Source organism: Aeromonas sp. JL9 (assembly GCF_024436075.1).
GTDB classification, from domain to species: domain Bacteria; phylum Pseudomonadota; class Gammaproteobacteria; order Enterobacterales; family Aeromonadaceae; genus Aeromonas; species Aeromonas veronii.
The window spans coordinates 25,494-45,334 of the sequence record NZ_JANFNV010000009.1 but is presented as its reverse complement, the minus strand read 5'-3'; the positions used below and the strand labels follow the sequence as shown (position 1 = coordinate 45,334).

The following is a 19,841-nucleotide window of genomic DNA, read 5'->3' as shown; positions in this document are numbered from 1 at the left end:
CCGACACAGATCCTGAGGTCTTATCCATGATCATCTATCTGCATGGCTTTGATGCCACCAGCCCAGGCAATCACGAGAAAGTGCTGCAGTTGCAGTTTATTGATGATGATGTGCGTTTCGTGCACTACAGCACGGTTCACCCCCGTCATGATATGAGCCATCTGCTCAAGGAAGTGAAAAAACAGCTCGATATGAGTACCGATCCCAAACCGCTGATCTGCGGCGTGGGTCTTGGTGGCTACTGGAGCGAGCGGATCGGCTTTCTGTGCGGCATTCGCCAGGTGATCTTCAACCCCAACCTCCATCCGGAAGAGAACATGCAGGGCAAGATCGACCGGCCGGAAGAATATGACGATATCGGTACCAAGTGTGTAACTGAATTTCGTAAGAAAAATTCAGGAAACTGTCTGTGTATCCTTTCCGTTCAGGATGAAGTGCGCGATAATCGGGACACTGAACGTGAATTGAAGAACTATTACGACATCGTGTGGGATGAGCGCGAGACTCATAAGTTCAAAAATATCTCGCATCATCTGCAGCGGATGAAGGCCTTCAAAGAAGCCTGATCCATCACGTCGACCGATTTCGTTTTAGGGAGCCAATGGCTCCCTTTCGTTTTGAGGAACCGAGGAAAATCATCATGATGAATATTGTCGTTGTAGGCGGCGGCGCCGGTGGCCTGGAGCTGGCCACCAGTCTGGGTCGCAAGCTTGGCAAGAAGAACAAGGCCAAGATCACTCTGGTCGATCGCAACCGCACCCACCTGTGGAAACCCCTGCTGCACGAAGTAGCCACCGGCTCTATGGATGCGGGCATCGATGCCCTGAGCTACCAGTCTCACGCCAAGAACCACGGTTTCGACTTCCAGCTCGGCACCCTGACCGACATCAAGCGTGACGATAAACGCATCGTGCTGGCCCCGATCCACGACGACAATGGCGACATCGTGGTCAACGAGCGCGAGCTGCCCTACGACTATCTGGTGATGGCCATCGGTTCTGTCTCCAACGACTTCAACACCAAGGGGATCAAGGATAACTGTATTTTCCTCGATAGCCCCTCCCAGGCGCACCGTTTCCACAATAGCATGATGAACCGCTTCCTGCAGTTCGCCACCGAATATAAGCCGGGCGACAAGGTGAAGATTGCCATCGTCGGCGGCGGCGCCACCGGCGTAGAGCTCTCTGCCGAGCTCTACAACGCGGTCGAGCAGCTCTACGCCTACGGCTTCAAGAACCTCACCACCGACAGCCTGAAGGTGACCCTGGTGGAAGCGGGCCCGCGCATTCTGCCGGCTCTGCCGGAGCGCATCAGCGGCGCCGCCCATCAGGAGTTGGTCAAGCTGGGTGTGGACGTGCGTACCGCCACCATGATCACCGAAGCGACCAGCGACGGTCTGCACACCAAGGATGGCGAGCTGATTGAAGCTGACCTGATGGTGTGGGCGGCCGGTATCAAGGCGCCTGACTTCATGAAGGATATCGCTGGTCTTGAGACCAACCGCATCAACCAGCTGGTGGTGAAAGAGACCCTGCAGACTACCCGTGACGAGAACATCTTCGTTATCGGTGACTGCGCAGCCTGCCCGCAGCCGGATGGCAAGTTCGTGCCGCCGCGCGCACAGTCTGCCCACCAGATGGCCAGCCAGGCGTTCAAGAACATTCTGGCCAAGATGAACGGCGGCGAGATGAAGCCCTACCTCTACCACGACCACGGTTCGCTGGTCTCCCTCAGCCGCTTCTCCACCGTGGGCAGCCTGATGGGCAACTTGATGCGCGGCTCCATGATGGTCGAGGGTTACATTGCCCGTCTGGTTTACATCTCCCTCTACCGGATGCACCAGATCGCCCTGCACGGCTACGTCAAGACCGGCCTCATCATGCTGGTAGGTCGCATCAACCGGGTACTGCGCCCGACCCTGAAGCTGCACTAAGCCGGGGTTTGGCACAATTCGGAATACCAAAAGGAGAGGCGATGGCCTCTCCTTTTTTATGGGCGCAGATCAGGAAAGAGAGCGTTACTTGCCCAGATAGGTGCGGTCGAAGAAGGTATTGACCCAGTGAGGGCGGTAGATGGCCAGCACCGTCATCGCCATGCCGTTGAGCAGGGCTTCGGGGAACAGCAGCAGTGGCCAGATGGAGAGGTAGTCTGCCGTGATGGTGTGCCAGGGGTAGCTGTGACTTAACCCCATCAGCAATGCGCTGGCGGCCACCTTGACCGAGATGGTGATGGCGCCGCCGAGAAAGGCGGCCACGAAGATATAAACAAAGAGATGGCGCGGCAGCCAGGCCCAGCTGGCCAGAAACAGCAGCCAGCTGGTGGCTACCGGCAGGGCGATGCCCACCAGCGCTTGCCAGCCAAAATCGGCCAGATTGGTGACACCAAAGTAACCGAGCACCAGCAGGGTCAGGCAAGGGGCGAGCAGTGCCAGCCGCCAGCCAAGCAGCAGGGTGAGGGTGGTGAGCCCGAGAAAATGGACCTCCAGCCCCTCATGCAGACCGGCCCTTAGATACCAGAGCGGCACCAGCGCGATGGCACTGCCCAGCAACAGGTGCTGATAGAGGGGGTTGTCATGGAGGGTCTGCCACAGGGAGCGGCGCAGGCTGAAGGCCAGCAGTACCAGCCAGATCAGGAGGGCGGCGAGTTGTCCTTCACTCATCTTGTCGTCCATTTATGCAGTAGAGTCCGGGCGGTCTTCCCGACCGCCCCATAGTAGAGCAGGCTGACGAGTCAGCCTGCTTTTACCATCAATATTTGACGTTGTTGTGGTACTTGCCGAGGATGCCCTTGACCCGTTCCATGGTCTCCTTGCTGGGGGGCTTGATCCCGCTCAGCTCGTACGGGTCGCCCAGCACATCCCACTTGTGTTTGCCGAGCTCATGGTAGGGGAGCAGCTCCACCTTCTCCACGCTATCGCCCAGCTCGGCGATAAACTGGCCCAGCCCTTCGGCGCTCTCGTCGTCGTCGCTCCAGGTCGGCACCACCACGTAGCGGATCCACATGGTCTTGCCTTTGGCTGCCAGATAGCGGGCAAACTCCAGGGTGTATCTGTTGCTGACGTGGGTCAGCGGAATGTGTTTCTCGTCATTGATCTGTTTGATGTCGAGCAGCACCAGATCGGTCTGGTCGAGCAGCTTGTCCACCTGTTCGTCGAGATGGCGGACGAAGCCGTTGGTGTCGAGACAGGTGTGGATCCCTTTCTCTTTGCAGGCGGTAAAGAGTTCGGTAATGAAAGCCGGTTGCAGCATGGCTTCACCGCCGGACGCTGTCACGCCACCGCCGGAGGCATTCATGAAGTGGCGATAGCTGGTGATGTCACTCATCAACTCCGGTACGGTCACTTCGCGGCCACCTTCGGTATCCCAGGTATCGCGGTTGTGGCAGTACTTGCAGCGCATCAGGCAGCCTTGCATGAATACGATAAAGCGTATTCCCGGGCCATCGACAGTGCCGCAGGTTTCGACGGAATGGATCCGGCCAACGGTGCCGTGAGCTCCGGCTGGCTGGCTGATTTCAACGGCTGGGATCCGATTAATGACAGACATAAACAACTCCAACGATTCGAGCAGGCCGTTATTTTATTACATAAACCCCTATTGATCCTACACCTTTAGTCCGGCGCCCGGCTGCCAAGCAGCTGCTCCAGCCCCTTGACGGTGAGCGGTCGACTGGTGAGAAACCCTTGATAATGCTGGCATCCCAGCGCTTTGAGGATGGCCAGCTGCGCCTCCTCTTCCACCCCTTCGGCGGTGACGGTAAAACGGAAGACCTGGGCCAGATCGAGTATCGCCTTGACGATGGCTCTGTCCTGTTCGCTGTGTACAAGGGTCTGAATGAAGCTTCTGTCCAGCTTCACCTCATCGGCGGGCAGATCCCGCAGATAGGCCAGCGACGAGTAGCCGGTACCGAAGTCATCGATGGAGATGAGGATGCCGAGCTCCTTGAGCTGGCGCATTCTGGCAATACTCTCCTGCCGATTCTCCAATACTACCGATTCGGTCACCTCCAGCAGCAGGCGGGAGGGGGGCACACCGGTATCGCGCAAGATGTACTCCACCTGTTGTACGAAGCCCTGGGTGTGGAACTGGCGGGCACTGACGTTGACCGACAGATGGGGGATCTGCAGGCCACGGTTGAGCCAGAAGCTGTATTGGGCGCAGGCGGTCTTCATCACCCAGTAGCCGATTTCGAGGATCAGGCTGGTCTCTTCGGCGATGGGGATAAACTCCCCGGGTGGCACCATGGTGCCGTCGCTGCGCTGCCAGCGCAGCAGCGCCTCGATACCCGACAGCGAGCCATTGTCGACACGGTATTGCGGTTGGTAGTGGAGTTGCAGCTCGTGGTGACGCAGGGCATCGCGCAGCTCATTGGTGAGGGTCAGCCGGTTCTTCTCATGCTGGGCCATCGCCTCGGTAAAGAAGACGTAGTGGCCCTGACCGGCGCGCTTGGCCATGTGGGTCGCGGTGTCGGCCTGTTGCATCAGGACCAGATGATCCGTCTCGTTGCCGGAGAAGAGGCTGATCCCCACCGAGGCGCTGCAGTGCAGCTTGTGATCGCCGATGTCAAACGGGGTGCGAAACAGCCCCATCAGCTCGCGGGCGAAGTGCTCTGCCAGAATTTTGGCGGTGACCTCGCCTTGTCCGAGCTGGGTAAAGAGCAGGGCAAACTCATCCCCCGAGATGCGCGCCTGCACCAGATTGTCCTGGGGCAGCTCCCTGAAACGCTGCACCACGGCCTGCAGCAACAGATCGCCGCAGGCGTGACCGAGGGAGTCGTTGATCGACTTGAAGTTGTCGAGATCCACCAGCAGCAGGGCGCCCCACTGGCCGTTGGGGGCGCTCAGGGTCTGCTGCAAAATATGGTTGAGGCTGCGGCGGTTGTGCAGACCGCAGAGATCGTCGTAGTAGGCGAGCTGCTCGATATGTCTGGCCGCCTCTTTTTCCTGGGTGATGTCGTAGAAGCTGCAGATAAAGTGGCTCAGTTCTCCCTGCTCATCCTTGACGCCGTTCACCATCAAGCGCACCGGAAAGAGGTGACCATCCTTGTGCAGGCAGCGCTCTTCCCCGAGCCAGAACTCCTGCTCGTTGACGGTGCGGCTGACATCCTCCTTGAGATGATCCCCGTAGTAGGTGGGACGCAGCTTGCGAATGGAGTGACCGATCACCTCTACCTCGCCAAATCCGGTGATCCGGCTGAAGGAGTGGTTGACCTTGAGGATGATGCCGTTGTGATCCATCACGATCAGCCCATCGTGGGTATTGAAGGCCACTTCCGCCAGCCGCAGGGCATCGTCGGTGGCAAGGCGCTTGAGCTCGATGGCTGCCCGCTCGTGCTGGCTGCTCAACAGATCCAGCAGCGGCTCGGGCTCCTCAAGAGGGGTATCGAGCAGCAGGGTGATCTGGCCAATGGGGGCGCCGCTCTGGCCATGGAGCGGAATGCCGATGTAGGCGCTGGCATTGAGGGCCAGCAGCCGGGTCGCTTTGGGATAGCGCACGGGCAGATCTTCCACATAGATGGCCTGACCGTGCTGGAACAGCTCCTGAGCGGGGCCGGGGTCGAGCTGGATGGGCTTGAGGGTGGAGCAGATCTCCTCGTTGATGACGCAGCGGGGGATGATCCAGAGATCCTGACCGCGGGGCTGGAACTCGCCGATCCAGCCCACCCGGGCACCGCTGGCGCTCATGGCCCAGCTTACCAGCGTCTTGCAGTAGTCGATGCCGGTCTGCTGGTGCAGTTCGGGCGGGAGGGCCAGCTCGGCGCGGTGCTCTTCCGGTTGCGGTTGCCAGTGGCCGAGCAGTTGGGCGCTGCTGCGCACCAGCTGCAACATCTCCTCGCTAAGCGGGGTGGGATCGAGATACTCCAGACTCAGCACCCCGAACAGCTTGTCCTGCTCCAGCAAGGCACCATCGAGGCGTGAGCGCACACCGGCACTCGTCAGATAGAGGTGATTGCTCAGCATCGGCTGGTGGGCGGCCTCCGAGAAACTCAACGATTTGCGGGTACGCAGGGCGCGGATATAGCGGCTGTCGCCTCGAATGGGATAGATCGCCTCGACCCCCAGGGTGAATACAGGGGTGAGTTGCTCGCTGCCGAGATCGCCGTTGGCCAGATAGTGCCAGAGGATGAGCCGATCGGCCCCCAAGCTCTCTTTAAGGGCCTCGAGCAGGGGCGCATACTGTTGCTGGCTCGCCATCTGGCTGAGGCGCGGCAGTTGCAATGCCAGATCGGCGATGGGCTCCTGACGAAGGTTCTGCAGACAGATGAGCCAGAAGCCATCCTGCTCGTGGGCGAGGGCGATATGCCACAACTGGCTGGCAAAGCGCACGGTGATCTTGCCGCCATAGCCGTTGGCCAGCAGTTGTTCGATGGGCAGGCGTAGGGCATCGGGTAGCTGGGCAGGCCAGGGGGCGCGCGGCTCATCGAGCCAGTAGAGCGGGGTTTGCATCACGTCGGTCAGGGCGACCAGCCGTTGACTGCGCAGATCCAGACGGAAAAAGAGCGGCGTCTGGAGGGCAGGAGGTAGATGACTGAGTGCGGTAGACGACATGAACAAACAACATCCTGTTAAGCAACCGTCGGGGTTGCAAGAATACTGCAAAATGGTGTGAAACAAAATTTCATTGAATTCTAAATTAGAAAAGTCTAATTTATTGCCCATTATCATGTATGAGGAGTCTTGCAGATGAAACGGATCCTGATTATCGGTGGTGTCGCGGGGGGCGCATCGGCGGCGGCTCGTGCTCGTCGTTTGAGTGAAGAGGCAGAGATCGTGATGTTCGAGCGGGGCGAGTTTGTCAGCTTCGCCAACTGCGGTCTGCCCTATCACATCGGGGGCGATATCCCCGACCGGGATGCCTTGCTGCTGCAGACTCCCCAGAGTTTCAAGCGCCGTTTCAACGTCGATGTGCGGGTCTTCCACGATGTGATTGAGATCGACAAGGCGGGCAAGACCTTGCTGGTGCGCAACCTGCAAACCGGTGAAGAGCAGCGCGAGCATTACGATGTGCTGCTGCTGAGCCCGGGGGCGGCGCCGATCCGTCCTCCCTTCCCCGGTATCGACAGCCCCCATGTCTATACCCTGCGCAACATCCCGGACATGGATCGCATTCTGGCGGCCCTGCATCACGATCAGCCGCGCCACGTCACTGTGGTGGGCGGCGGCTTTATCGGGCTGGAGATGATGGAGGCGCTGCATCAGCGCAAGCTGGATGTCACCCTGCTGGAGCTGGCCGATCAGGTGATGGCACCGGTGGACAAGGAGATGGCCAACATGCTCCATGCCCGCATCCGGGAAGAGGGGATCGACCTGCGCCTGCGCACCGGCCTCACCGCCATCGAGAGTCTGGATCTGCCTGCCGAGAAGACCTCCGCCGTACCGACAGCCAAAAGCGGTGGCCTGCGCCTGACCCTCAATGACGGCTCCCATCTTGATACCGGTCTCTTGATCCTCGCCATCGGCGTCAAGCCGGAAACCCTGCTCGCCGCCAAGGCGGGGCTGGAGCTGGGCCCGCGGGGCGGCATCAAGGTGGATGCCGGGATGCGTACCTCGGATCCCTTTATCTACGCGGTGGGGGATGCGGTGGAAGAGATTGACTTCGTCACCGGCGAATCTGTGCTGATCCCGCTGGCGGGCCCGGCCAACCGGCAGGGGCGCATCGCCGCCGACAATATGCTGGGCCGAAGCGAAACCTACAAGAAGACGCAAGGGACCGCCATCTGCAAGCTGTTCGATCTGGCGGTGGCCAGCACCGGTCTCAACGAGAAGCGACTGGTGCAACTGGGATTGCCGTTCGAGAAGGTTTATGTCCACCCGGGCAGCCACGCCGGTTACTACCCGGGGGCCCATCCGGTCAGCCTCAAGCTGCTGTTTGCCCCGGATGGCAAGATTTATGGCGCCCAGGCCATCGGCAAGGATGGCATCGACAAGCGCATCGATGTGCTGGCGGTAGCTCAACGTGCCGGTCTCACCGTGTTTGACCTGCAGGATCTGGAGCTCACCTATGCGCCGCCCTTTGGATCGGCCAAGGATGTGATCAACATGGCGGGCTTTGTGGCGAGCAACCACCTGAAGGGGGACACCCTGCTCTGCCACGTGGCCGAGGTGCAGGCTCGTAACCCCCACCAGCTGGTGGTGGATGTGCGCAACGGCCCCGAGCTCGACAAGCTGGGCCGCATTCCGGGGGCGCTGCATATCCCCCTCGACGAGTTGCGTGGCCGCCTCCATGAGCTGCCCAAAGAGAAAGAGCTGCTTATCAGCTGTCAGGTCGGGCTGCGCGGCCATGTCGCCTGCCGCTTGCTGAGCCAGCACGGCTTTAAAGTGAAGAATCTCTCCGGCGGCTTCAAAACCTGGCAGATGGCCACCGCCGAGTAACCGTTTTATTTCTGTGCCTGTTTGCCCCTCTCCCTTGTGCGTGCAAGATGAGGGGCTTTTTGTTTCTGCTTTTCGCCCTTCTTGCATTCCCCTGGTTACTGCAATATTTCGACACACTTTATTTCCTGTGCCGGACAAAATTAACGTTTTGTTCAGGGGATGGGTGCTATAACCCCTGCCTCGTTCATGATGAACCGTGTAGTAGGGAGAGTGACATGCTGGATATGCTGATGGCCATTTGGCATCAGGATTTTGACGCCCTGGTTCAGATGCAGGCGGTACCCCTGCTGATCAGTTGCCTGATGCTGGTACTGCTGCTGGAGTCCGCATTCGTCTTCCTGCCCCTGCCGGGGGACAGCCTGGTACTGCTGGCCGGTGGGTTGGTTGGCATGGGGGTGTTTGGCCCTGAAGTAACACTTATTTATCTGCCGTTGGCTGCTGGCATAGGTTCTGTGCTCGCCTACTGGCAGGGACGGGCACTGCAGCGCACCCGCTTTATGGATCATATCGAGCGGATGTTGCCTCCCGACAGCCTGCCCAAGGCGACCCGCTTGCTGAAAAAGTACGGTTTTCTGGCGATGTTCTCCTCCCGTTTTATCCCGTTTGTGCGGGTGCTGACCCCCATGCTGATGGGGATTGGCCGCTTGAGCGTGCTGCGGATGTGCGTTGCCAGCTTTGCCAGTGCCTTTATGTGGGCGCTCTGCCTCAGTTTGGTGGGCAAGCTGGCGATGAATACCCCCTTCTTCCTCCACCACAGCGAACTGTTGACCCGGGCCCTGCTGATTACCTCGCTGGTGCTGTTTCTGGCGGCCGTCATGGCCATCCTGTTTCGCTGGTTCAAAGGCGGAGCAAAAAACGAGACCAGCCACGACTAGATGACAACCCTTGCCGCACTGGATCAGTGGGCAAGGGGGGTCTTGTGCAGCAGGGGCACGGAATTGTGCCCATTCGGGTAATGAGCTTTGTGTCGGGTGAGCAGGATGCCTTATCCTGTTTCCAGCCACGCTGCGTTTGCAGCGCTCCAACTCGGGATGGAACCTATGCGCCTCTTCGACTCTCTCTCTGCTTCTCACCGCTCTACCGCTGGAACCGGCGCTTTGCGCCGCCGCTGGTCAACCCTGCTGCTTTGCGGGGTGGTCGGTTTGCTGTCTGGCTGCGGCCCTGACAAGCCCGCCAGCCAAGTACCGACCACTGAATCCACTGCGCAGCAGGAGGCCGGGGCGCCAACTTCTGTAGTGCAGGCCAATGCCCGCCAATATCGCGATGCGCCGGCACTGGCGCTGGTCTTCTCCGGCCCCCTGGCGCCCAAGGCGAACTGGCAGAGCTGGCTCGGGGTCAGTGAGGGGGGCAAGCAGGTGCAGGGGGAGTGGATCCTGGCCGACGATGGCCGCACCCTCTATTTCCCGAACGTTCAGCCCGATAAAAGCTATGAAGTGAGCCTCAAGGCGGGGCTGGGCCCATCCCCCCAGAGCTGGACCCTCAAAACCCGGCCGCTGGAGGCGGGAGCCTCCTTTACCGCCAGTGGCATGGTATTGCCGCTGCGTCAGGAACTTCGCCTGCCCATCAGCGCGGTCAATGTGGATGAGGTCAATATCGATTTCTTTCGGGTCGATGCGGAATATCTGCCCCGTTTTCTGGCGGAATATCGCCCTGGTGCCGGCATGGGCAACTGGGAGCTTGAACAGATCACCAAGCGGGCCAAGCGGGTGTTCAGCGGCCGCTACGCGCTGGAGCTCGATGCCAACCGGCGCGAGACCCGCCTCATCAATGTGAAGGAGCCGCAGCTGGCGGAGTCCGGCGTCTACTTTGCGGTGATGTCGCCCCTTGGCAACTACGACTGGCGCAAGGAGACCACCTACTTTGCGGTGAGCGACATGGGGCTCAGTGCCCGCCGTTACCGCGATCAGCTGGAGGTGTTCGTGAGCTCCCTGGCCAGCGCCGACCCCCTCAAGGATGTGCAGCTCTCCCTGCTCGACGAGAAGGGCAACCGGCTGCAGGTGCAACAGACCGACCCCCAAGGTCATCGCCGCTTCGATCAGGTGCAGGGGGCTCGCCTGCTGCTGGCCGAACAGGGCAACCATCTGGCGGTGCTGCGCCTCGATGGCGCGGCCCTCGATCTCTCCACCTTCGATCTCGGCACCCAGCCCTGGCAGGCCCAGCAGTTGTATCTCTTTAGCGGGCGCGACCTTTATCGCCCCGGCGAGCGGCTCGACAGCGAGATCCTGCTCAAGGGGCAGGATGGCCAGCTGCTGCCCGGCATGGCGGTGGAGCTGGAGGTGAAGCAGCCGGACGGCCAACTGCTCGAACAGAAACGGCTGCTGCCGGACAATTTGGGCGCGGCCCACTATGGTCTGCGTCTACCGGATGATGCGCCACTCGGGCGCTGGACCATCAATCTCAAGACTGCCGCTGGCAGCCGCTTCGAGTGGCCCTTTTTGGTGGAGGAGTTCTTGCCGGAACGGTTGAAACTGCAGCTTGGCAAGGGGCCGGATGGGGAAGTCACGGATCTGGACGCGGCTCTCACCCTGCCACTGCAAGGGGACTATCTCTACGGTGCGCCAGCGAGCGCCACCAAGGCCAAGGTGGAGGTGAAAATCAGTCGCGCTACCATGCCCTTTACCCAGTGGCAGGAGTTTACTTTGGGGGATGTGCTGCTGACCGAGCAGGCCAAGGATCTCGAGCCGCGGAGTCTCACCCTCGATGCGCAGGGGCAGGGGACCTTCTCACTGCAAGATCAGCTCGATGGTGTGCGCGCTCTCGGGCCGCTGGAGGTGGCCTCTCGGGTGTCGCTCTCCGAGCCCGGGGGCCGCGCCGTCAATCGCAGCCGCACCCAGTATGGCTGGCCCGCGGGCAGCCAGTGGCCGGCGCTCAAGGCCGACTTTGTGGCCGAGCGGGTGGAAGGGGGCAAGCCGCTCCCATTCCAGATCCTCAACCTCGATGCGCAAGGTCAACCGGTGGCGGGGTCGGTGAAGGTGCGCCTCATCAACGAGTACCGCGATTACTACTGGCACTACGCCGATGGCGAGGGGTGGAAGTACGAGTTCAACAGCCAGCCCTATCTGGAGCAGGAGCAGACCCTGCTGCTGGACGGCAAGGGGCCGACCCCGCTCACGCTGCAACTGGCGGCGGGCTGGTATCGGTTGGAGGTGGAGAACAGTCAGGGCCATCAATCGAGCCTGCGGGTGGAGATCGGCAGTTACGCCTGGGGCGGCGGTGGCGAGCAGGCACGGCCTGACAAGATTGCCATCACCCTCGACAAGCGCGCCTATCTGGCGGGCGACAAGGCCAAAGTGACGCTGGTGGCCCCTCGCCCCGGCAAGGGTTTGCTGCTGGTGGAAGATGGCGACGGCCTGCGCTGGTGGCAGCGCATCGAGCTCAAGGGGGCCGGTGGCGATGCCAAGGATGCCCGCGGCGAATTCGAGATCCCGGTCAGCCCCGAATGGCAGCGTCATGATCTGCATATTTCTGCCCAGATCGCCGCGCCAGACAGCGCCTCCAAACCGGCTGGCAAGCAGCAGGGGCAGACTCTGCGCTCGGTCGGTCTGGTGCCGCTCACGCTGGACCGGGAAGCGCGCCGTCTGCCGCTCACCCTGAGCGCGCCTGATAAAGCCGTGCCGCTCACCCGGCTGGAGGTGACAGCTACCTCCACCCCCAACAGTCAGGGGCGGGTGGTGCTGGCGGCGGTGGATCGGGGCGTGCTCAACATCAGCGACTACCAGCCCCTCGACCCGTTCGAGATCTTCTTTGGCCGCAAGCGCTTCGCCCAAGATTTGTTCGACAACTACGGTCAGGTGATCCCGCCGCAAGATGGCAAGCTGGCTCGTCTCAACTACGGGGGCGATCGGGCGCCGCTGAAAAAAGGCGGCGCGCTGGAGAGCCGGGTCGAAGTAGCCGCGCTCTGGAGTGGCGAGGTGAGTTTTGATGAGAGCGGCAAGGCGGTGATCCCGCTCGACCTGCCCAACTTCAACGGCGAGTTGGCGCTGATGGCGCTGGCCTGGAATGAACAGCAAGTTGGTGAGGCCGAGCGCGCCGTCAAGGTGGTGGCGCCCTTGGTGGCCGAAATTGGCTGGCCGCGCTTTGGCGCGAGAGGGGATGAGACCCGGGCGCTGGTGCAGCTGCGTAACATGAGTGGCGAGGATCAGACCCTCTCCCTTGCCTGGACCCTCAATGGCGGGCTGAAAGCAAACGGCGAGCTGCCCAGCACCCTTTCTCTTAAAAACGGCGAGGAGCAGTGGCTGACCCTGCCGCTTACCGTGACCGGGGCGAGCGGCGTGGCAAGCCTGCAATTGGCCGCCAGCGGCAAGGATTTTGCCATCAGCCGCGACTGGACTCTGCCGCTGCGCTCTCCCTGGCCTGCCCAGACTCGCCAGCGCTACCAGATGCTGGCCCCCGGCCAGCAGATGAGCTTTGCGCCAGGTGAGTTGGCCGGGCTGGATCGCGCCAATCTGCAGGGGCTGCTCAGCCTCTCCGGCACTCCGCCCTGGGATCCGGCAGCCCAGTGGCAGGCGCTGGCCGACTACCCCTATGCCTGTTTGGAGCAGACCTTGTCCCGTGCCTGGCCCTATCTGCTGACCACGGCCGATGAGCGGGCCGCCTGGCGCAAACCCGCAGAGGGCAAGCAAGCGGCGAGCGAGGCGGATGTGCAACGCGCCCTGCTGCAACGGCTGCAGCGGTTGCAACTGCCCAGCGGCGGTTTTGGCCTCTGGGATGGTCGCTCCGACGAGGAGCAGTGGCTCACCGCCTATGCCGCCGACTACCTGCTGGCCCGCAAGGAGGCAGGCGACGCAGTGCCGGAAGCGATGCTCAATCAGGCGCTGAACCGGCTGCAAAGCTATCTCACCGACAGCCAGTATGGCGAGCGCTGGAGCAGTGCCCCCGAGCACAGCCGTCTTGCCTATCAGGCTTACAGCGCCTATGTGCTGGCCCGGGTGGGCAAGGCACCGCTGGCTACCTTGCGCCTTATCTGGGAACAGCAGGCTGATCACGCTCGCTCCGGTTTGCCACTCTTGCACCTCTCGCTGGCGCTCTCGGCCATGGGGGATGAGCAGAACGCCGCCAAGGCCCTCAGTCGGTCATTGGCGACCGAGCGCGGTGACGACTATCTCGGAGATTACGGCTCACCGCTGCGCGATGGGGCTCTTGAGCTCTCCTTGCTGCGCCAGCACAAGCTGGCTGCGGATCGCTGGCCAGCCCTCAGTGCCAAGGTGGCCGACACTCTGGCCCACCGTCAGTGGCTCAGCACCCAAGAGCGGCTCGCCCTGCTGCGACTCGCCCGCTTCGATCCGGCCGTCGACTGGCAGGCCAGAGTCGCCTCATCCCTTGGCAATGGATCCCTGAGCGGTTCGGCCGCCTTGCAGTTGGGCGCCCCCGAGGCGCTGGCCGCGAGCACCGTCATCAACGAGGGCAAGGGGTCCCTCTATGTGCAGCGCACCCTGATCGGTTACCCCGAGCAGGCTCCTGCCCGGTTGAGTCAGGGGATAAGCGTGACCCGCAGCTGGTTCAACAGCGACGGTCAGCCGTTTGATCCAGCCAAGGTGAAGGTGGGCGATCTGGTGGTGGTGCGACTCAATGTCAGCAGCAAATCGGCGGTGCCCGATGCCCTGCTGGTGGAGATGGTGCCCGCTGGCTTCGAGCTGGAGAATCCAGCCCTTGGCAACAGCATCAAGCTGGAAGAGCTTTCCATCGAGGGGAAACCGGCGTGGCAGAGCGAGTGGAACGACTATCTCAAGCATCAGGAGTTTCGCGACGACCGCTACACGGCCGCGCTGGATCTGAGCGAGGGGAGCAACCAGCAGCTGGTCTACCTGATGCGGGCGGTGACGCCGGGTCGCTATCAGGTGCCGCCGACCCAGGTGGAGGATATGTACCGACCCGAGCTGCGGGCTGTGGGTGAGGATATCCATAAGGTGATCATCTCTGAGTAGCGAGCCCTCCCTTGAGCAGGTTCGCCCGCTCACCCTCTGGCAGCGCGGCTGGCTGAAATTGGGTCGCAGTGGCCGCGCTTGTTGGAGCAGGCTGGGTCGTCTACCGCGCTGGCTGCGTTTCTCGGTATTGGGGATCATCACCCTATGCCTGTCGCTACTCGCGCTGGATCGACTCTTCCCGCCGCCGCCACTCGATCCTGCCTATGCGCGGGTAGTGCTCGACATGAAGGGGCGACCGCTGCGCGCCTTTGCCGATACCAGCGGCGTGTGGCGCTACCCCGTGACGCTGGAGCAGGTCTCCCCGCGCTATATCGAGGCGCTGCTGGGCTACGAGGATCGCTACTTCTGGCGCCATCCCGGGGTCAATCCGGTGGCCATGGTGCGCGGGGTCTGGCAGTGGTTGCGCTATGGGCGGGCTGTGTCGGGCGGCTCGACCCTCACCATGCAGGTGGCGCGCCTGATCGAGCCCTACCACAGGAGCGTGCCCGGCAAGTTGCGCCAGATGGCGCGCGCGCTGCAGCTGGAGTGGCATTACGACAAGCGCACTCTGCTCACCGTCTACCTCAACCGGGCGCCGTTTGGCGGCAATCTGGAGGGGGTGCAGGCGGCGAGTTTTGCCTATCTTGGCAAGAGCGCGGCCAAGCTGACTCACGCCGAGGCTGCGCTGCTGGCGGTGCTGCCACAGGCCCCCAGCCGCAACCGGCCAGATCGCCATCCCGAGCGGGCCCGCGCCGCCCGTGACAAGGTGATGCAGCGACTGGTGGCGCAGGGCGTCTGGCCCGAGCAGGCTTGGCAGGAGGGGCGTATCGAACCGGTGCTGGCCCGCGGTCACTTCACGCCGATGGAGGCGCCACTGTTTGCCCGCCTTGCCGCCAACCATCAGGCAGGGGCGCTGGTGCACACCACCATAGACGGCGATCTGCAGCGTTGGCTGGAGGGACGGGTGGCGAACTATATCCGCCGCTTCCCCGAGCAGACCTCAGCGGCGTTGCTCTTGGTAGACAACAAAACCATGGCGGTGCGCGCCTATGTGGGCAGCGCCGAGTATGGCAACCTGCGCCGCCACGGTTACCTCGATATGGTGCAGGCGATCCGCTCTCCCGGCTCCACCCTCAAGCCCTTTATCTACGGTCTGGCGATGGACGAGGGGTTGGTGCACTCGGCCTCCTTGCTCTCCGACGCGCCAAGGTTGGGCTCGGATTATCGCCCCGCTAACTTTTCCGGTGCCTTTCAGGGACCGGTGACCCTCGCTCAGGCGCTGCAGCAATCCCTCAACGTGCCTGCGGTGCAGGTGCTGGAGGCGCTCGGGCCCGACAAGCTGGTCAGCCGCCTCGACAACGCCGGGGTGCGGCTGGCGCTCTCCGACAAACCCAATCCGGCCATTGCGCTGGGGGCGGCGGGGATCCGGCTCGAGCAGCTGGTGGCGCTTTACAGCGCGCTGACCCGTGAGGGGCAGGTGGCGATGCCGGTCTGGCTGGCGGGGCAGCAGGCGGTGTCGCGCCCCTTGTTGAGCCCGGGGGCGGCCTGGATCATCTGGCAGATATTGAGCGCCCAGGGACGGGCGGATCAGCCCTTTGCCAGCGAGGCGACCGGCCGGGTCAACCGGCTGGCCTGGAAGACTGGCACCAGCTACGGCTATCGCGACAGCTGGGCAATGGGGGTCTCCGGTCGCTGGACCATCGGCGTCTGGCTGGGGCGCCCCGATGGCACCCCCATGCCCGGTTTTTACGGCCAGAGCGCGGCGGTGCCGTTGCTGCTCTCGGTTTATTCGCGATTGGCCGACAACAGCCCCTTGCCGGTGCAGCCCAATACGGTGAGCGAGGCCGAGATCTGCTGGCCGCTGGGACGCAAGGCGAGCGCGACTCTGCCGCACACTTGTTTGCAGCGCCAAAGCGCCTGGCTGCTGGAAGGGCGTGATCCCCCCACCTTGCCGGATCCCATGGATTGGCCCTCGCCGCTGCGCCAAGTGGCACTCACTGCCGAAGGCAAGCCGACGCTGAACCGTTGCCCCGATGCGGCGCAATCCGGTTTTCGGGCGCTCTGGCCATTGTCGCTGGAGCCGTGGCGGTCCCCCGGCGAGCGACGGCAGGTGCTGCTGGCAAGCGGTTGCGCGGGGGAGGGGCAAAACGCCGAGCTGCAGGCCCCCATACGCATCGTGGCACTGGGGGAGGGCAATCTTATCCGCAGCCAGCGTTACCGGTTGCAGCCCAAGGTGCTGGGCGGTGTTGGCAAGCCGACCTGGTTTCTCAACGGCCAGCGGCTGCGCTGGGACGGGGATCAGGTGCTGAGCGTGGCGGGGCGCTACCAGCTGGTGGTGGTAGATGAAGCGGGCAACAGCGATCGTATCGAGTTTCGCGTGGTGCATCCTGACAGTGATGCCGGCACCATCACCCGTTGAGCGTTTTGCCGACAGCCATTGAGGCGAATGTAATTAACTATTTGAAATGCATCAATATTTGATTGGGTGGATTAATTTGTGAATAATTACGAATTCATTCAAATCCAATCGGGAGTTCTCTTTTGCTGCGTGTTCTGTGTCCCTTGCTGGTGCTGATGGGTTCGGGCTGTGCCACTACCAATCATGGTGATCACCATGTTTCTCCTGAACGTACCGGGTTCTATTCACCTTTCGAACCCGCTTCCGAGAGTTTTGTTCGTTGTTATCAGAAACAGTTTGCCTGTACCCCTGCCAATATCCGCCGTGACAGGGCGATGGAAGCGCGCCGTGACGCACAAGAGCGGGCCAATCACCGAGGTAATGATTGGTAGGCCGCAGATAACGAGAGGGGTTGGCAGATGCCAACCCCTTTTTCATTCCACCGGTTCAGCCCGGTTGGCGCAGATGACCGAGTCGGGTGAAGAAGTGCTGGCTCTTGCGTTGGTGAAAGTGGCTCTTCTTGATGGGATGGAAGATGAGGTTGCTTTCGGGGTGGCTCGCCTTTAACTGGTGGAGCATGGCTACGGCGGGCAGGCTGGTGCTGACCAGGGTGGTGAGTGGCATGCTGAGGGTCTCGGGGCCGAGCAGTTGATTGAGCCCTTGCTGAGCCTGCTCGAAGCGGGTCAGGGCCACCGGGTCTGCATAGCCGCTACCCAGCATGGCGAGCAGGTTGTCGATGGCCAGATGAAATTCGGCCAGCTGTTGGCGAAAGCCGCTACGCCCGCGCAAGGCAATCAGCTCTGCAAACGGAATGTCGACCAGGTGAGTGGGCACTTGCAACGGGATCTCGAGGTGGAAGCAATCCTGACCACCGCGATTGTGGTAGCGGGATTCGAGCAGATGGAGCAGTCGATCCAGATAGTCGTGATCGGTAATGAGCGCCCCGTCATTGGCGAGTGCCCACTCACGGGCGAGACGCATGGAGAGCAGGTTGGCAAAGCGCCGCGCCATTCTGATCCCCCCCTCATCCCGGGTCGCAAAGCCGTGAGTCAGGCAAAAGCCGTGCAGCCGCTCCAGCCCCGCCTGAGCCGGGCAGAAGCAGTCGTGGTTGGCCTCCTGACACCAGCGACCAATCAGCTCCTTGTTGCCAAACACCTTGTGGCGGACGAAATCGGGTGCCACCAGGCCGCTTATCTGGCACTCCAGTTGCGGGGTAATGGCGGCAAAGAAGGCGGCATCGGGCCGTTCGGCCAGCAGATCGGTCTGCTGTTGCAGGGTATCGAGCAGGGCGGTGAGGCCGCTCTTTTCGCTGACGGTGAAGACGAAGGCGAGCCGCTCCAGATAGAGCAGGGCAAATTTGAGCCAGAGCTCGTCGCGTACCTCCATGCCGGGGTAGTAGATATAGGTCTTCATCTGATCAATCTGTTGTCAAAAATCTGGCGAGGCGCAGGGTCGGGAATATACGCAAGATTGCGTCCGTGCGGCAAACATTGCTTAGGGGAATGTGAGCAAACGCTCATCCAGTAGGCGCTGGCCACAAAGTTCTGATATAATTCGCGCCCTTAAATCAAGGTCACCCGAGTCATTACCATGAAGTTCATTATCAAGCTGTTCCCGGAAATCACCATCAAGAGCAAGTCGGTTCGCCAGCGCTTTATCAAGATCCTGCAGGGCAATATCCGCAATGTCCTGCGCCGCTTCGACGACGATGCCCGCGTACGGATGGATTGGGACAAGCTGATTGTGAGCTCCCGCAACGACCAGTTCCGCGAGCAGGCTATCGAAGCTTTGGCTTGTATTCCGGGCATTCAGGCCTTCCTCGAGGTACAAGCCAGCAAGTTTACCGATTTGCACGACATCTTCGAGCAGGTGAAAGCCGTGTGGGGCGACCAGCTCAAGGGCAAAACCTTCTGCGTGCGCGCCAAGCGCCACGGCAAGCATGAGTTCTCCTCCCTCGAGGTTGAGCGTTACGTGGGCGGTGGATTGAATCAGCATTGCGAAAGCAACGGTGTGCGCCTCAAGAACCCGGATGTGAAGATCAACCTCGAGATCGACGGCGAGGAGCTCTTTATCGTCAGCGCCATCCATCAGGGCCTGAGCGGCATGCCCATCGCGACCCAGGAAGATGTGCTAAGCCTGCTCTCCGGCGGTTTTGACTCCGGCGTGGCGTCGTTCCAGTTCATCAAGCGCGGCTGCCGCGTGCACTACTGCTTCTTCAATCTGGGCGGTGCGGCCCACGAGATCGGCGTCAAGCAGGTGGCCTATCACCTGTGGAACCGTTTCGGTTCATCCCATCGGGTGCGTTTCACTGCGGTCGACTTCGAGCCGGTGGTTGCCGAGATCCTAGAGAAGATCGATAACGGTCAGATGGGGGTGGTGCTCAAGCGGATGATGATGCGTGCTGCCGCCAAGGTGGCTGACGAATTCCAGATCCCGGCGCTGGTGACCGGCGAGTGCGTGGGCCAGGTCTCCAGCCAGACCCTCACCAACCTGAACGTCATCGATCGGGTGACCGACAAGGTGATCCTGCGCCCGCTCATTACTTGGGACAAGCCGGATATCATCAGTGAAGCCCGCCGCATCGGCACCCTGGAGTTCGCCGAAACCATGCCAGAGTATTGCGGTGTCATCTCCAAGAAGCCGACCGTGAAGGCCGAGCTCTCCCGCATTGAAGAGGAAGAGGCCAATTTTGACTTCTCCATTCTGGACAAGGTGGTCTCCGAGGCCCGTTACCTCGATATCCGTCGTATCGGTGAAGAGACTGCCGCTGAAGTGCAAGAGGTGGAAACCACCCAGGTGCTGGGCGCTGACGAGGTGATCCTGGATATCCGCTCTGCCGACGAACACGACGAGAAGCCGCTGGTGGTGGAAGGTCGTGAAGTACTGCATATCCCCTTCTTCAAGCTGGCCACCACCTTTGGCGATCTGCCCAAAGAGAAGACCTACCTGCTCTATTGTGATCGCGGCGTGATGAGCAAGCTGCAGGCGCTTTACCTGAAAGAGAAGGGCTTTGCCAACGTCAAGGTGTACCGCCCGTAAGCGTGTTTTTGACCTTCAATAAAAAATCCGAAACCTGTTAATTGGTTTCGGATTTTTAATGTGTATCGTGCAGGATCTCGATTTTTTCCACGCCAGAAGTGCCACCCAGTTTGTGCAACTCTCCAACTTC

11 protein-coding genes are annotated in these 19,841 nt (G+C 61.4%); 7 read left to right on the top strand and 4 right to left on the bottom strand.

The annotated features are described in order from the left end of the window. Positions 1–26: 26 nt before the first annotated feature. Together ycfP and NOM06_RS09100 are read left to right on the top strand one after the other, a co-directional pair. Positions 27–566 carry an alpha/beta hydrolase YcfP gene (ycfP, locus tag NOM06_RS09105; RefSeq protein ID WP_005334000.1) on the top strand — a complete coding sequence of 180 codons (540 nt, stop codon included), beginning with the start codon at positions 27–29 and terminating at the stop codon, positions 564–566. A gap of 74 nt (positions 567–640) precedes the next feature. Further along, positions 641–1,933, top strand: a complete 1,293-nt coding sequence (locus NOM06_RS09100; protein ID WP_005333998.1) for an NAD(P)/FAD-dependent oxidoreductase — start codon at positions 641–643, stop codon at positions 1,931–1,933. An 84-nt stretch (positions 1,934–2,017) separates the two neighbouring features. On the opposite strand, the gene NOM06_RS09095 is transcribed toward NOM06_RS09100, so the two are convergent. The 3 genes from NOM06_RS09095 to NOM06_RS09085 all read right to left on the bottom strand — a co-directional run bounded on the left by NOM06_RS09095 (position 2,018) and on the right by NOM06_RS09085 (position 6,547). Continuing rightward, positions 2,018–2,659, bottom strand: coding sequence for an energy-coupling factor ABC transporter permease (locus tag NOM06_RS09095; protein WP_139411355.1), 642 nt, complete (start codon positions 2,657–2,659; stop codon positions 2,018–2,020). Between the two features lie 88 nt (positions 2,660–2,747). After that, the gene (gene pflA / locus NOM06_RS09090) at positions 2,748–3,545 is read right to left on the bottom strand and encodes a pyruvate formate lyase 1-activating protein (RefSeq protein ID WP_080768686.1); all 798 of its coding nucleotides are present in this window, start codon (positions 3,543–3,545) and stop codon (positions 2,748–2,750) included. Between the two features lie 65 nt (positions 3,546–3,610). Continuing rightward, a complete protein-coding gene (locus NOM06_RS09085) occupies positions 3,611–6,547 on the bottom strand; it encodes an EAL domain-containing protein (RefSeq protein WP_255911221.1) in 2,937 nt (978 codons plus the stop codon). Positions 6,548–6,682: 135 nt separating this feature from the next. On the opposite strand from NOM06_RS09085, the gene NOM06_RS09080 reads away from it, so the two are divergent. From NOM06_RS09080 to pbpC, 4 genes are all read left to right on the top strand, one after another. Continuing rightward, on the top strand, positions 6,683–8,371 hold the full coding sequence (locus tag NOM06_RS09080; RefSeq protein ID WP_005344666.1) for an FAD-dependent oxidoreductase: 1,689 nt from the start codon (positions 6,683–6,685) through the stop codon (positions 8,369–8,371). Between the two features lie 215 nt (positions 8,372–8,586). Then, positions 8,587–9,246: a DedA family protein gene (locus NOM06_RS09075; protein ID WP_005333990.1), complete on the top strand. Its 660-nt coding sequence runs from the start codon at positions 8,587–8,589 to the stop codon at positions 9,244–9,246. Between the two features lie 165 nt (positions 9,247–9,411). After that, a complete protein-coding gene (locus NOM06_RS09070) occupies positions 9,412–14,295 on the top strand; it encodes an alpha-2-macroglobulin (RefSeq protein ID WP_255911219.1) in 4,884 nt (1,627 codons plus the stop codon). Between the two features lie 52 nt (positions 14,296–14,347). After that, positions 14,348–16,693 carry a penicillin-binding protein 1C gene (gene pbpC, locus NOM06_RS09065; protein ID WP_255911313.1) on the top strand — a complete coding sequence of 782 codons (2,346 nt, stop codon included), beginning with the start codon at positions 14,348–14,350 and terminating at the stop codon, positions 16,691–16,693. 426 nt (positions 16,694–17,119) lie between these two features. Here pbpC and NOM06_RS09060 read toward each other — a convergent pair whose 3' ends face one another. Further along, a complete protein-coding gene (locus tag NOM06_RS09060; protein ID WP_255911217.1) occupies positions 17,120–18,085 on the bottom strand; it encodes a hypothetical protein in 966 nt (321 codons plus the stop codon). A gap of 177 nt (positions 18,086–18,262) precedes the next feature. Between NOM06_RS09060 and thiI the strand changes: the two genes are divergently transcribed. Next, positions 18,263–19,711 carry a tRNA uracil 4-sulfurtransferase ThiI gene (gene thiI, locus NOM06_RS09055; protein WP_255911215.1) on the top strand — a complete coding sequence of 483 codons (1,449 nt, stop codon included), beginning with the start codon at positions 18,263–18,265 and terminating at the stop codon, positions 19,709–19,711. The last annotated feature ends 130 nt before the right edge of the window (positions 19,712–19,841 follow it).